We start from the raw sequence: 13373 nt of genomic DNA on the forward strand, positions 1-13373 counted from the left end.
CATGCCGGCGTAGGGGGCAACGCCATCGAAAATGCTCCGCGTGCCAGGGCTTTTCGTCATCGCAGTGCGAGAAGGCCTTGTCATCGACTCTGGCAAATGTCACTCTTAGTACTGACGGGCACCGCTACACGCCGCAAAGGACTCTCTGGTCGCCGTGTAGATGGGGCGCGTCAAGTTAAAGGGAGCTGGCAACCCAACCGCATTCGGCGGTAAAGCAAGCACGACAAGCGACTGCGGGCAGTACGCCTGCAGTCCTGCATCAACGTCTCTGATGTCGAAGTATCCTCTCACGGGGAATCTGCTGCCAATCGAGTACTCGTCGATGGCAGCACCGACACTGGCTTTTGGAACGGCCAGTTGTTTTCAACATTCTCGTTCGCGTGAACGGCACGCGTGATCTCGCCCGAGCACAGCATCACATTGGCAACACCTGCCATTTTCACGAGAACCGACTCGATTTGCACTAGGCGTGCGTCTCTTCATTTAGCAGTGAGCATCGATGGCGTTGCAATGGTAGCGATCGTCTACCGTGACCTCGCCAATCATTCGAATTCGGCCGCCATTGCTGGTATAGCCCGATGACACTTCCGACTTACCTGTCGCTTTCATTAAACAGCGGCGTTTTGCCGCGCCCGGGACGTCGACCCGCCATCGAATTGCGGCAATCGTGCCCCGGCGTTGATAACACCAACCACACATTTAATCTTGATTCGAAAGGAAAAAATTATGGAAAAGGACATGGCCTCGTCATCGGAAATACGCTTCATCAAATTGCCGGAAGTTCTTGCGTTATGTGGGCGATCAAAAAGTAGTATTTATGGCGCGATCAAGAAGGGAGAATTTCCCGCACCGGTGAAGCTGTCACGCCGATCGGTTGGTTGGATACACAGCGAAATTGCGTCGTGGGCCGCTGCGCGTGTCAGAGCGAGCCGCAGCCACGCCCAGCGCTAAACATTTCTGCGGAAACGTTGCTCCGTGGGAGGCTGTGGCAATTGTTGGGGCCACATGCAAGTCGCTACATGGGGCAGCGGCTTTCTTCCCACTGATACCGAAAGCCCCCCAATGAATGGATATTTTTCGCTGGCGCCGCCGCCCGGCTCCTCGCAACATGGCTTTGTACAATTCCGGCGGGGCCATCATGAAAAATGATTCGGTAGCTAAATCGATTGAAATGTTCAAGGCTGTCTTGGATGGTAAGACCTACGAGACAGTAGGCAAAACATCGGGCATGACTCGCTCGGCGGTCGAACAACGCGTCAAAGCACTGGCGCGAGATTTACAGATGGTCGTCGGCGTGGAGGGCGTCGACGAGGACGTGATGCCTACCGTTGAGAGCATGCGCACCTGGAAGGCGAGCTATCTGGAGGCGCTGGAGCATTATCAGCCTGAACGGGTACCTGGTCGGCGCGGCAGGAATGCTGCTGTCACCGAAAAAGAGATTGACCTGGCGATCGAGCGCACGCGCCAGATGAGCAACTGTAAAAGTCGCGATGTGGCGCTGCTGCTGGTGCTGTTCGCGACCGCAGCCAAGCCGCTCGAAATCGCGCGACTGCAGGTATGCGACTACCTGCGTGCGGATGGATCGGTCAGGAAGGAGTCGAGGATGCGGCCGGAAGTGGCGGTCAATGGCAAGGCGCGACCGTTGTTTTTCGCCAGTGCGAAAGCTAATGCGGCCATCGATGCTTACCTGGATGAGCGGCTTCAGCGCGGGCATGGCGTGACTAAGGCGGCGTCCTACCGTGGGCTTGAACCGGTGAGCCGACTGTTTTTGACCAATGAGGGCAACGCGATGCCGATCAGGATTCGGCAAAAGGGGCACCAACGCCACTACCACTGCGGCATGATCCTGGATATCTACCGAAAAATTTTCGCACGCACTGGCATGAAGGGCGTGTCGGCACTCAGTGCGCGCAGAACGGTCGCACAAAAGTTGAAGGAAAGAGGCACAGACGACGAAGATATTGGCCTGATTCTCGGACTCAAGGAGAAAAATTCGGTGCGCAATCTGTTGCCAAGCGAGCCTCAGCCGTTGAAAGCAGTGGTGAAAGAGCTGGTCTAATGTTCACGCTTCGATAGAGATTGACACTATACGGGCTTGAAACAGCGGGCTCGTGCGAGATCCTGGTAATGCGAAATTCATCGCATTGCACAGGAGCTCAGCATGAAACACGCGATTGTCGCTATCAGCGAATCCCTACCATCTGTTGCCACGATACTTGGCCAACGCCAAGTGCGTATCCCCACGGGCGGCAAAATCCGCGCCGGCATCAAGGTTCTGACAAAAAGCGCCGCCGCCCATCCGACCGCAAAGCAAATCTATGAGCGCGGCGTTGCGGGCAACCAGTCGTTCGAAGAGATCGAGTGCGCCATCATTCAAGTCCTACCCAACATCAAAACCCCGCTGGTCCCCAAGAACGTCGCCTGGTTCACCGTGCGGCCGAATGACTTTCCCAATCCAGAGACCGCCGGGCAGATCCTGGACGCCTTCGGCGAAGATCGCGGCGATGGCATAAAACGTCTGTATCGCTTCCCCGTCATTTTCCCGGCCGATATGTGGCAGGTGGTGATGCCGCATGAACTGGTCACATGGGGCGCGAACGAGAAAAAATTCTGGAGCGAATACTCGCCGGATGGACGGGTGCGCTACTGCAAATGTTATGCGCCAGTCCCGATGGATCACAGCGGCAAGCGGGCCATCCGTGTCTTCGGCGGTCGCAAGACCATCGTGCGCGACCAAAACGATGGCATCTGCAACCCCGAGTGCTGTCACGAATTCCAGACCAGGCAGTGCAACCTGTCGGGGCGCTTCATTTTCTTCATTCCCGGCATCAAGTCGATCGACGCGTTCGAGCTGCACACGAACAGCTTTTACGCGATGAGTCGCGCGATCGAGCAATTCGAGACGTTGGCCTTCTTGCGCGGTGGGCGCATTTCCGGCTTTTTGGATGACAAGCGCACGCCGTTTTACCTCACCAAAAAGCTGCGCGACGTGCCGCATATCGATGAAACGGGCAGGGCCGTACGTGCCGCGCACTGGATCATCGAACTGGAAGCGCCGATTGACGTGACGGCGCTACTAAGAGCAAACGACGACGATTCCGTTCTGGCCAATGCCGATGAGGCCGCGCATGTGCTGGAGGGAACGCGTCATGGAGCGAATCTGGAAACGGAAGGCGCAAAGGCCTTTGGCAACGATGTACGTGGCCTGAATGGCAATTCATCCGCCGATGACGACGGCATTGGGTATTGGGTGGAAAGCGCTCCGAATGCGCATGGTGACCAGGCCGCAGCGGCTACGCCAAGAAAAGCCACTGCTACTCACCAAGGACGAAATCCGCCGCCCAGTCACGACGGCGCGCCCAGCAAAGAACAGGTGATTGCCGCTGCCGGCGAGTTCGGCATCGATGCCGTTCGCTATGAAGCCTACGCCGAATGCCATTGGGGGCCGGGATGGATGCTCAATGCTAACGGGCGGCATCGCGCGCTGGACGAAATCGATCGCTATAAGAACGACCCCGACACCTTTGTCGACAAGGTCGACGCGGAATTGACGGCCGCCCAAAAGCGCGTTTGACAACGCTCATCGATCAGGGAAGCTGGGACGACAGAGTGCGAAAGGAGAAACGAGATGGCGAACGTGATTCGAGGGGCACATTTTTCAGATATTCATTATGCGGCAGGAACACTGGCCGAAGTCGACCGTTGCTTCAGTTTTGCCGTCGAAGAAGCGATCAACCGGGGCGTTGCCTTTGCCGTGATCTCGGGCGATTCGACGGACCATGCGCTCGATATGCATGCGCCGGCAGTCGACGCGCTGGCGCGCAATATCCGGCGCCTGGCAGATCACTGTCCGGTATTGATGTTGCAGGGCACGATTTCTCACGAGCCGCCGGGAACGCTGAACTTGTTTCGGCTATTGGGTGGCAGGTATCCGGTGCATGTGGCCGACCGCCTGCAGCAGGTGGCACTGCTGCAGGACGGCACGTGGCACACGTCGGAAGGCTGGCGCTTCGACGTCGTCCCGGATGGCAGCCGGGCGCTGTTTTCCTGCGTGCCGGTGGTGAACAAGGCGGTGGTCGCCGCTGCGGTCGGTGGGGCCGACACCGCGCGCGAGGTGGGCGAACGATTGTCGGCGTTGCTGTGCGGCTTTGCTGCGACCAACGAGGCAGCGCGTAAACAATGTATCCCCACCATAGGCGTGTCGCACGGTACCGTGTACGGATGCCTCACTGAACATGACGTGCCGATGGCCGGCTTCGATCATGAGTTTACGACGGGCGCATTGTTTGCCGGCGGTGCGGCGGCGTTCATGCTCGGTCACATTCACAAACACCAGGCCTGGATCGGCAACGGCAGGGTGATCGCCTACGCGGGTTCGCTCGGCCGATTGCATTACGGCGAACAAGGGGACAAGGGTTTCCTGGTGTGGGAGGTCGGGGTCGATGCGGCGCGCTGCGAGCTGGGGGCAACTCCCGCCAAGCGCACCATCGACATCTCGTTCGACGGCATGCCCGATCTTGACCAGTTGCGGCAAGTCGTACGCGAGACCACCGTGGATGGCGCATTCGTGCGGGTGCGCTGGGTCGTTCCGGAGGAGGACATCGATACCATCGACCGCGCGGCGATCGAGCGCCTTTTTGCCGGTGCGGCGCAGGTGAAACTGGCTGGCCGCGTGATTCCGGTGGTGAGGGCGCGCGCGGCAGGAATATCGCATTTGGCGACGATGGCGTCGAAGGTGCGCGCCTGGGCAGAGGTGACCGATGCGAAGCCGGAGCCGTTGCTGGGCTGCCTGGAAGCGCTGCACGCGCAGGCGCCCGAAGAGATCGCCGCAGCAATCATGGCACAGTTGGAGTCAGTCGTTCCCCTTTTTCCTCCCGACATGCTGGCAGTGAATGGCCGTAGTGAAGTGGCTGCAACGTCCTAGGGCAGTCTTGAAGACGGGGCCGCTCGCGAGAGACTGATTCTGGGATAGGTGGCATGCAACCGAATCACTGGAGAGGATGGACAGCATGAGACCGATATCGTTGACATTGAAAGGATTTCGCGGAATTCGGGATGGGCTGGGGCGGGAGGAATTGACGCTGGATTTCGACGCGCTTGCCGGCGGTGCTCAGTTGATCGCAATCGCCGGAAAGAACGGGCGCGGCAAGACGACCGTGATGGACAACATGACGCCGTACCCGCTGATGCCGTCTCGCGCCGGCGCGGACGGGGTGGGGCTGTTTTCGTATTACGACCATGTCTTTCTGCCGGAGAGCGTCAAGGACCTGGTTTGGGAGCACGGGGGCAAGCGCTACCGCTCGCAGATCGTCATCAGGCTCCATGGCAAGAAAAAAACGGAAGCCTATTTGCATGTCTCGGGCGCGGCCGGATGGATGCCGGTGACACTGCTGGACGGGACGGTATCGGATGGCAAGATGGATACTTATTTGCGTTGCGTCGAAGCGATCCTGGGTAGTGCCCAAACGTTTTTCACGTCGATGTATGCGGCGCAAGGCAGGCGCCAGCTATCGGCGTACCGGAATGCCGAAATCAAGACGCTGCTGGCCGACTTGCTTGGGCTGGACGAAATCCGCGCGCTGGGCGCCAAGGCAGCGGATACCGTCAAGCTGCTCAAAGCCGGGCTGGTGGCGATCCGCCAGGAGCGTTGCGGCCTTGAGTCCGATGCTGGCCAGCTTGCGAGCGAGATCACGCAGTTGGGGGATACCCGGCAACGGATCGATGCAGCGCAAGAACGGAAATCGTCGTGCCAGCGTGCAGCCGACATGGCGAAGGAGGTGCTGGCCAGGATCATGGCAAGTAAGGACGTGGCGATGCATGCCGAGGTGAGGCGGTCCCAGTTTCATGCGGAGCGACGGGCGATCATCGGGGAGGGCAAGACGGCGCTGGCGTCGCTGGATCGCCAGGATCAACGCGAAGCCGAACGGCTCGGGTTGCTCGACCGTCGACTCGCGCAGCGCGTGGCAGAGCGGCAAAGGAAACGGTCGGAGCTGAGTTGTCAACGTGACAGATACAACACAATCATCAGCGCTGGCGGAAGGATCGAGCATGCCGCGCGCCGCCTGCCCGTAGTGGAACAGATTGGATACGCCCGGGAAGCGCGCTTGCATGGGCTGCGGCGCGACGTGGATGCATTGATCAAGCTATCGTCCAACGAGAAACTTCTCCGGGAAAAAATCACCGGTGTCGAGCGTGCGGCAGGGCACGCGGTGCTGAAAACACAGGAACTCGCGCGACGCCTCGGTTTGACCGCAGGAGTGCCTTGCGCCGGCAGCGATTTGCAGGGGCAGTGCAAGCTGCTGGGCGATGCGCGCGATGCACAGAGCTTGATGCCCTCCGCCGACTTGGAGCTGCGCCGGCTAGAACGTGAGCGCCGGCTCCTCAACGATCGTCTGGCAGATATTCGACAACAGGTCGTGGGCCTGGCCGATGCTCCCGCGCGTTTGGCGCGGGCCGAGGACAAGCTTCGGCGCACAAGGTCGCTGGTGTCGGTACAAGCCGTGTTAGCCGCAAGGCGAGGGGAACTGCAACAGGCCAGGGAGGCGCTGGCTGCAATCGATGCGCAGTTGTCGGAAATGCCGCTAGGCGAGGAGGGGGAAACCAGTGACGAGCAGGACGAGCGTTGCGCGATTTCCAAGGCGCGGCAGCAGATAGCTCTGGAACGCGTCGCGCAGGCCAAGCGGTACAGGCAAGCGCTCGACCGGATGGACGAGGCGCTGGCGGAGTTGCCGGCGCCATTCGACGAGGGGCAGGTTGTGCAGGCGCAAAGGGCGGTCGCGCAGGCGCAGCAGGCAATTGCTGATGCGGAGACGGGATTTATGACTGCGGTGTGCGACCAACAGCGGATGGAAGAACTCACGCGGCGCCATCAAGACATTGCGCAGAAACTCACCCAACTGGATGCGCACAGCGCGCACATCGAGCAGGCGCTCGGCGTATGGACGTTATTCGCACGGTGCATGAGCAAAGATGGGCTGATTGCGTTATCGATCGACGATGCCGGACCGACGCTGTCTGGCTTGGCGAATGAATTGCTGTTGGCATGCTATGGGCCTCGGTTTACGGTGTCGATCAAGACCCAGGTGGAAACTGGAAAAGGGGAATCGCGCGAAGGCTTCGACATTCTCGTGCACGATGCGGATTCGGGGGCTAGCAAGAGCGTGACGACGATGAGCGGCGGAGAGCGTGTCTGGATTAACGAGTGCCTGACACGGGCGATTGCGCTGTACCTGGCACAACATCGCGGGCGGCGTTATGAAACAGTGTTTTCCGACGAGGCGGATGGCGCGCTTGATCCGGACCGCAAGCGGATATTCATCGCGATGAAGCGCGAAGTGCTGCGCATTGGCGGCTATGGGCGTGAATTCTTCGTGTCGCAGACGTCGGAATTGACGGCAATGGCGGACGCGATAATCGATCTGGAACCCTATGTTGGAACCGGCCAGCCAAATCAAATGCCGCCCAGAGACATCATCCCAGCTGCTTGACATTCCCATCGCGGAAGGGTTTATCTTGACATGACATTCAAGCGAGGAGGTAACACCATGGTTGAGTTTCAAGTGAGAAAAATGAGTTGCGGTGGTTGCGCCAGCCGCGTGACAAAGGTTATTCACGGCGTCGACAGTACAGCTAAGGTGGACATCGACTTGAAGAGCAAGATGGCGCGCGTCGAGACTAAGGTGGACCTGGACACACTCACCTCTGCGCTCGCCGAGGCCGGATATCCGACGTTGTCAGAGTGATATTGGAAAATATTTGACCTAAGTCATTTATTTTTACCACACCGCTTCCTACGATGGGTCCAGGAATGAGGGAAGCAGCAAGATATTCGCGAAGAACTTTGAGTTCTTTGAAATGCTTTGGTGAATTCTGCTTTCGACCTGCACATGGATTCAGTGATGCATGCATTCAACAATGTGTCATGAATCACCCGTAGATATTCCGGATTTTCGGCCCAAGAAACCGGCGGTACGACGCCGCTACAACAAGAACAGGAAAGCATCATGGACGATAAGACACATAATCATCACGACCATCATGGTCATCAACACGGCAACCATGAGCAGCCAACCGCAGTCGCCGCGCAAGAGGCCAAGCCACCGTTTACCGACCCGGTATGCGGCATGCAGGTGGCCGCGGACCCGGATAAAAGCGCAACGCATGCCGGCCGCGAATACCACTTCTGCAGCGCCAAGTGCTTGGAGAAGTTCCGTTCCAATCCGAACGCTTATACCAAACCGGAGTCAGCACAGGCAGTGCCGCAGGAAACGGTATTCACCTGCCCGATGCACCCCGAAATCCGGCAGGTCACACCGGGGAAATGCCCCAAATGCGGCATGACCCTCGTCCCCGCCACGCCCTCGCCCAGTGTTCATGCCCATCATCACGGCCATAATGATTCACACGAGCCTGCGGCAACCGGGCAGAGCGCTGAGAAACCGTTCACCGATCCGGTATGCGGCATGAAAGTGGCGGCGCATGCCGATAAGACCATCGATGTCGAGGGAACGGCGTATCACTTCTGCAGTACGAAGTGCATGGAGAAGTTCCGGGCCAATCCCCAGGCGTACATGAAACCGAGTGCACCGGTGCCGGCTCCAGCTCCAGCTTCAGCCATGCCGGAAGGAACCATCTACACCTGCCCGATGCATCCGGAAATCCGGCAGAACGCTCCCGGAAATTGTCCGATATGCGGCATGACCCTGGAACCGGTCATGCCCTCTCTTGAGGAAGAGGAGAATCCGGAGCTGGCCGACTTCCGAAGGCGGTTTTGGTGGACCTTGCCGCTCACCGTGATCGTCACGGCGCTGGCCATGTTCGGTCATCGCATCTTCTCAGGCGGGTTGCCTCACCAAAGCTGGATCGAATTTGCGCTCAGTACGCCGGTGGTGTTATGGGCCGGTTGGCCTTTCTTTACGCGCGGAATGCAGTCCATCATCAACCGTAGCCCCAACATGTGGACGCTGATTGGGACCGGCGTGGCGGCCGCATATGGCTACAGCGTCGTGGCAACAGCGGCGCCCGGCCTGTTCCCGCAAACGTTCATGGCGCATGGCCGTATCGGCGTCTATTTCGAAGCGGCGGCAGTCATTGTGTCGCTCACGCTGCTCGGCCAGATACTGGAGCTGAAGGCGCGCTCGCAGACATCGGCCGCCATCAAGTCGCTGCTCGGCCTGGCGCCGAAGACAGCCCGTCGCATCAAAGCTGGCGGCAGCGAGGAAGATGTGCCGCTCACCCATGTCCACATCGGCGACACCCTGCGCGTGCGCCCAGGTGAAAAAGTCCCGGTCGACGGCGACGTGCTGGAGGGGGAAAGCGCGCTGGACGAATCGATGCTGACCGGCGAACCGGTGCCGGTCACCAAGCGCCCCGGCGACAAGCTGATCGGCGCGACCATCAACACCAGCGGCAGCCTGATCATGCGCGCCGAAAAAGTCGGCTCACAAACCATGCTCTCGCAAATCGTCCAGATGGTTGCCAATGCCCAGCGCTCGCGGGCGCCGATGCAGCGCCTGGCCGACATTGTGGCGGGCTACTTCGTGACCGTCGTGGTGGGGATCGCGATCCTGACGTTGCTTGGCTGGGGCTTCTTCGGACCGCAACCGAGCTGGGTCTATGGTTTTGTCAATGCGGTCGCGGTGCTCATCATTGCCTGCCCATGTGCGCTCGGGCTGGCTACCCCGATGTCGATCATGGCCGCGACCGGCCGTGCAGCAACGCAAGGCATCCTGTTCCGCGATGCGGCAGCCATCGAAAGCATGCGCAAGGTGACCACGCTGATCGTGGACAAGACCGGAACGCTCACGGAAGGCAAGCCGGCGTTTGACCGCGTTGTTCCGGCTCCCGGTTTTGTGGAAAAGGACGTATTGCAGATTGCTGCAAGTATCGACCAGGGAAGTGAGCATCCGCTGGCGCATGCGATTGTCGACGAAGCACGCCGGCGCGGGCTGGCACTGGACAAGCCAGAAACGTTTGAGTCGGCCAGCGGCATCGGCGTGCGCGGTGTCGTTGCCGGCCGTCGCATTGCACTCGGCAACACGGCATTGATGGACACCGAAAAAGTCGACTGGCATGCGCTGGTGAATCAAGCTGAAGAGCTGCGCAACGAAGGCGCCAGCGTGATGTACCTTGCCGCTGACGGCCGACTCGTTGGCCTGATTGCCGTGTCCGACCCGGTAAAGGCGACTACGCCGGAAGCATTGAAGACACTCAGGGACGCCGGTTTGACAGTCGTGATGGCAACCGGCGACGGTGTGACCACGGCGAAGTCGGTGGCTAAGAGACTGGGCATCGATGAAGTGTATGGCGAGGTCAAGCCGCAGGACAAGCTGCAGTTGGTCGAGCGTCTGCAGAAGGAAGGCAAGGTTGTCGCCATGGCCGGCGATGGTATCAACGATGCTCCCGCGCTTGCCAAATCCAATGTCGGTATTGCGATGGGGACCGGCACCGACGTTGCCATCAATAGTGCTCATGTGACCTTGGTGAAAGGCGACTTACGCGCGATTGCGCGGGCGCGCAGCCTATCGGTCGAGACGGTGCGCAACATGCGCCAGAATCTGGCCTTTGCCTTCGTGTACAACGCGCTCGGCATTCCGCTGGCGGCCGGCCTGCTGTATCCGTTCACCGGTCAGTTGCTGTCGCCGATGATTGCCGCGCTCGCAATGAGCCTGAGCTCGGTTTCCGTCATTACCAACGCACTGCGCCTGCGTGGGGCAAAGCAAACCGCTCCAGGTTGATTGCGGCAGCGCTTGCCGGGCGTGGGCACATGATCGTTTCCCAGTGCGGGTTCGGCAATACGCGGTTTGAAGGTGGCTCATAGGGGAGCTGCACTGCGAAGCAGCTCCCGCCAGCGCGATCCGGCGCCGGAAACAGGCAATCTCGCCTGCCTATAACAGTCCTTGTTCGGCAAAGGAAAAGATGGCATCCCCGGCGACGATGAAATGATCGAGTACCCGCACCTCGACCAGGGATAATGCGCACGCGAGCTGCCCGGTCAGCATGCGATCGGCTTCACTCGGTTCGACGCTGCCGCTAGGGTGATTATGGGCAAGTATCACCGAGGCAGCGTTGTGCTTGAGCACCGACTTCAGGACTTCGCGTGGGTAGACCGCGGTCTGCGTCAGCGTCCCCCGAAAAATCGCCTCCGCCTCAATCAGTCGATTGCGTACGTCAAGATGAAGGAGCATGAACACCTCATGCCCGACATTGGCACATCGAAGTTTGAGCCACTCCCGCACTGCGTTCGGCGAATTGAGCATCGACCCGGAATGCATGTGCGCCTTCAAGTCGCGCAACAGAATTTCCCGTGCAACTGACAACCTGTGGCTGACGAGCACCTCGCATCGCGACGATGCGGAGGTGTCGCCATCTCCAAGATAAGCGTAAGCGGCCGCAGCGTCTGACGCTGACGCTGCCGGCGGCGCGAGCAGTTCGCAGACGAGCTCGGACCGCGACATGGTGGAAAGGTCGTTCATGGCGTTCTCCAATATAACAAGAAAATGCGGGATCGCCAGGCCCAACGGGAATGGCTTCCCGCAGGGGACACGCATGCAGCGCATGCGCAGCTTGAAGGGCCGGTCATGGCTGCTCCACCTCGACTGGCGTCAGCATCTCCATGACGAGGCAAAGCGGCGCGTTGACAGTGCGAAGATCTTGCAGCCGTCACAAACTGGCATATATGTCTGACTAAGGAAATGTGACCGGATCATTCATAGGCGCTGGACAAACATGCTCAGATTGGGAAAACACATTCGACTGACATCGAGGGAAGTCGAACGCTTCACGGAGATCACCGGCTTTTTGCCGGAGGAGGTGAAGACGATCGACGACCTCGATGCCTATGTCGAACGCTGCAAGAATTTCTATTGGGGCGTTTCTGACGACACGAAATTCCTGCATTGGCTCATTGATAAGGAGAGATCACGCTGTCTTGGACTCTTGTGATTTCCCATCGCCGTTGGCTTGCGCCGGCAAAGCCGTGCCGGTCGCGCCGCTTTGGCTGGCAAAGCCCTTGCGCTCGCTGGCAAACTCCGACTTCCCGGACAGGCGCTTGACGCGTCGTGCCGCGGGCTCGCCGTCTGTTTCGGGGAGGCATTCGACAGCGATGTCTCTCCCGGCGTGCAGCGCTCTGCGCAAGGCCCATAGCGGGTTCGCCACGACGACGCGAAGGAACAGGCGTACAAATTGGCCGATACGCTGCGCTCGGGCCTGCCGTTCCTTGTTCCTGCGTAGGGTTTGCTTGCAGCGCAAATACAAGGCGGGATGCGCGCGCTTCAAGTCCGGATCGGCTTCGAGGTGCTGGATCAGTTCGGCGGCAATGGAAGGCTCTCCCATGCGGCGATAGAACGCGATCCAGGCCTTTTCTTCTTCGAGCGCGACCGAAGGCCGGCGAGGCCGGTTGCGGTGAGGTCTCTCTTGGGGCATGGTGTTCTCCAGTGAAAGGTGGGAACACCTTCCCGCCTGCGGGAAATCGGTGATTCCCACAGGATGGTTCGAATGGACGGGATCGACGGGATGAAGGTGCGGGCACCTTATCCGGCGCTGCGCATCTTGTTGTCCTGTTCGATCTGTGCCATCACAGCCAAGGCCTTTGTGCCAAGCGAATGATCCAGCATCCGCTGCAGCACACGCGCTTTCTGGCGATTTCCGGCGCGTATTGCCTTGTCTATCCTTCGTTGCAAGGAAAACACGTTCTTGATGATGCGCGTCCAGAAAATTGCTTCCCATTCCGGCGCGATCCGCGAGAGCGCGAACGCTTGCTGTTGACGCTTCTTGGCTTTCATAGCGATTCCTCCTTCCATGGTGATGCAACAAGAAAGGGGAACACTGCTCCCCTCACGGGAAAACAGATGTTCCCCGCGCGGGATCCCTTCCAAACTGGTGGCCTGAAGGGGGGCGTCATCGCACGCATTGCGCGTGCAAAAAAAAAAGGCCCACGGTCCTTGCGAACTGGGGCCTTACTCTGTGAAAACGTCGCTGCGTCCAGGAACCATTCCTGGCCGAGCACGCTTCACTGTCACGACAACGTCTCGCGACGCAAAGGTGTCACACTGATGCTGCGGTAAAGCAGGGCATCACACTCAATCGCTTGCGCGACAGGAGCGGAACGCATTCCGATCACTCCAGGGGCGAGTAACGATCGCAACGCCTATGCCTCAGGAAGGCACGGGACTCCATGCACGCCTTGACGACAAGCCGGCACGAAGGCAGTGTGAGAGCGATTCTCACAATAAGCGATGGAAGTATGTCATCGGCTGCGTGTGAGTTCAATAGGTCGCAGCATGTTCAATGCGGCGCAACCGTGAAAGCGCCCCGTTAATCGGGGATTTTCGGTGGCGTGCTGTTCCAGCATGGTCGCGGGCTCGGGCGAACTG

11 protein-coding genes are annotated in these 13373 nt (G+C 59.4%); 8 read left to right on the forward strand and 3 right to left on the reverse strand.

Annotation, left to right across the window (positions count from 1 at the left end):
- The first annotated feature begins 726 nt into the window (after positions 1 to 726).
- The 7 genes from E6W33_RS15730 (at position 727) to E6W33_RS15760 (ending at position 10736) form a co-directional block, all read left to right on the forward strand.
- Complete coding sequence (locus E6W33_RS15730; protein ID WP_247869657.1) at positions 727 to 951, forward strand: AlpA family phage regulatory protein; 225 nt, start codon at positions 727 to 729, stop codon at positions 949 to 951.
- Positions 952 to 1066: 115 nt separating this feature from the next.
- On the forward strand, positions 1067 to 2059 hold the full coding sequence (locus E6W33_RS15735) for a site-specific integrase (RefSeq protein WP_136418257.1): 993 nt from the start codon (positions 1067 to 1069) through the stop codon (positions 2057 to 2059).
- Between the two features lie 102 nt (positions 2060 to 2161).
- Positions 2162 to 3574, forward strand: a complete 1413-nt coding sequence (locus E6W33_RS15740; protein ID WP_136418258.1) for a hypothetical protein — start codon at positions 2162 to 2164, stop codon at positions 3572 to 3574.
- Between the two features lie 54 nt (positions 3575 to 3628).
- On the forward strand, positions 3629 to 4924 hold the full coding sequence (locus tag E6W33_RS15745) for a metallophosphatase family protein (protein WP_211097351.1): 1296 nt from the start codon (positions 3629 to 3631) through the stop codon (positions 4922 to 4924).
- 85 nt (positions 4925 to 5009) lie between these two features.
- Entirely contained in the window at positions 5010 to 7487 is a 2478-nt protein-coding gene (locus E6W33_RS15750; RefSeq protein ID WP_211097352.1) for a DNA repair protein, read from the forward strand.
- Between the two features lie 57 nt (positions 7488 to 7544).
- On the forward strand, positions 7545 to 7742 hold the full coding sequence (locus tag E6W33_RS15755) for a heavy-metal-associated domain-containing protein (protein WP_136418259.1): 198 nt from the start codon (positions 7545 to 7547) through the stop codon (positions 7740 to 7742).
- Between the two features lie 261 nt (positions 7743 to 8003).
- Positions 8004 to 10736, forward strand: coding sequence for a heavy metal translocating P-type ATPase (locus E6W33_RS15760; protein WP_136418260.1), 2733 nt, complete (start codon positions 8004 to 8006; stop codon positions 10734 to 10736).
- Between the two features lie 150 nt (positions 10737 to 10886).
- On the opposite strand, the gene radC is transcribed toward E6W33_RS15760, so the two are convergent.
- Positions 10887 to 11474 carry a DNA repair protein RadC gene (gene radC / locus E6W33_RS15765; protein ID WP_136418261.1) on the reverse strand — a complete coding sequence of 196 codons (588 nt, stop codon included), beginning with the start codon at positions 11472 to 11474 and terminating at the stop codon, positions 10887 to 10889.
- A 253-nt stretch (positions 11475 to 11727) separates the two neighbouring features.
- Here radC and E6W33_RS15770 point away from each other — a divergent pair, with 253 nt between their 5' ends.
- On the forward strand, positions 11728 to 11943 hold the full coding sequence (locus E6W33_RS15770) for a hypothetical protein (RefSeq protein WP_136418262.1): 216 nt from the start codon (positions 11728 to 11730) through the stop codon (positions 11941 to 11943).
- Here the strand turns inward: E6W33_RS15770 and E6W33_RS15775 are convergent.
- Both E6W33_RS15775 and E6W33_RS15780 read right to left on the reverse strand, forming a co-directional pair.
- A complete protein-coding gene (locus E6W33_RS15775) occupies positions 11920 to 12423 on the reverse strand; it encodes a hypothetical protein (RefSeq protein ID WP_136418263.1) in 504 nt (167 codons plus the stop codon). The genes E6W33_RS15770 and E6W33_RS15775 overlap by 24 nt on opposite strands.
- A 107-nt stretch (positions 12424 to 12530) precedes the next feature.
- The gene (locus E6W33_RS15780) at positions 12531 to 12875 is read right to left on the reverse strand and encodes a reverse transcriptase N-terminal domain-containing protein (RefSeq protein WP_136418264.1); all 345 of its coding nucleotides are present in this window, start codon (positions 12873 to 12875) and stop codon (positions 12531 to 12533) included.
- Positions 12876 to 13373 lie beyond the last annotated feature (498 nt).

This window comes from Herbaspirillum sp. ST 5-3, assembly GCF_004804275.1.
GTDB lineage: Bacteria > Pseudomonadota > Gammaproteobacteria > Burkholderiales > Burkholderiaceae_D > Noviherbaspirillum.

Bases quoted from the DNA above. Each gene is read 5' to 3' on its own strand.
- radC (WP_136418261.1), bottom strand. From the start codon at position 11,474: ATGAACGACCTTTCCACCATGTCGCGGTCCGAGCTCGTCTGCGAACTG.
- E6W33_RS15730 (WP_247869657.1), top strand. From the start codon at position 727: ATGGAAAAGGACATGGCCTCGTCATCGGAAATACGCTTCATCAAATTG.
- E6W33_RS15770 (WP_136418262.1), top strand. From the start codon at position 11,728: ATGCTCAGATTGGGAAAACACATTCGACTGACATCGAGGGAAGTCGAA.
- E6W33_RS15775 (WP_136418263.1), bottom strand. From the start codon at position 12,423: ATGCCCCAAGAGAGACCTCACCGCAACCGGCCTCGCCGGCCTTCGGTC.
- E6W33_RS15750 (WP_211097352.1), top strand. From the start codon at position 5,010: ATGAGACCGATATCGTTGACATTGAAAGGATTTCGCGGAATTCGGGAT.
- E6W33_RS15740 (WP_136418258.1), top strand. From the start codon at position 2,162: ATGAAACACGCGATTGTCGCTATCAGCGAATCCCTACCATCTGTTGCC.
- E6W33_RS15760 (WP_136418260.1), top strand. From the start codon at position 8,004: ATGGACGATAAGACACATAATCATCACGACCATCATGGTCATCAACAC.
- E6W33_RS15735 (WP_136418257.1), top strand. From the start codon at position 1,067: ATGGATATTTTTCGCTGGCGCCGCCGCCCGGCTCCTCGCAACATGGCT.
- E6W33_RS15755 (WP_136418259.1), top strand. From the start codon at position 7,545: ATGGTTGAGTTTCAAGTGAGAAAAATGAGTTGCGGTGGTTGCGCCAGC.
- E6W33_RS15745 (WP_211097351.1), top strand. From the start codon at position 3,629: ATGGCGAACGTGATTCGAGGGGCACATTTTTCAGATATTCATTATGCG.